This window comes from Collinsella sp. SGI.180 (assembly GCF_050313455.1).
Taxonomy (GTDB): Bacteria; Actinomycetota; Coriobacteriia; order Coriobacteriales; family Coriobacteriaceae; genus Collinsella.
In genome coordinates this window covers 1-330 of the sequence record NZ_JBNPLL010000058.1, presented here as the reverse complement: position 1 = coordinate 330, position 330 = coordinate 1, and the positions used below count along the sequence as shown (strand labels likewise).

Sequence of the window (330 nt, the reverse complement as noted above, 5' to 3'; positions counted from 1 at the left end):
CCAGAGCTACTACAACGAGTACCCGGACCTGAGGGCCGCCTACGGCACCGATATCTCCAGGTACTACGAGCACTACGCGACGTCGGGCAAGGGGGAGGGCCGCCACCCCTCTGGCTGCGCGTCGATCCGGGGGATGCGTACGACGCTCGGCGGCACGGACTACTCCTGCGTCTACGACCCGGAGTACTATCTCGAGCACAACGCGGACGTCAAGGGCTGCTACACCAAGAAGGCTGGCGCGTTGTCCCTCATTGACGACGCCGCCGTCCTGCGACACTTCGTCGACTACGGCATGGCCGAGGGCCGCCGCGGCAACGAGGAGTTCGACGT

Annotated in this window: 1 protein-coding gene; it reads left to right on the top strand. The window is 65.8% G+C overall.

Annotated features, from left to right (window positions below):
• A partial coding sequence (locus ACQRAP_RS08720; protein ID WP_427795406.1) for a hypothetical protein occupies positions 1-330 on the top strand: 330 nt, incomplete at both ends.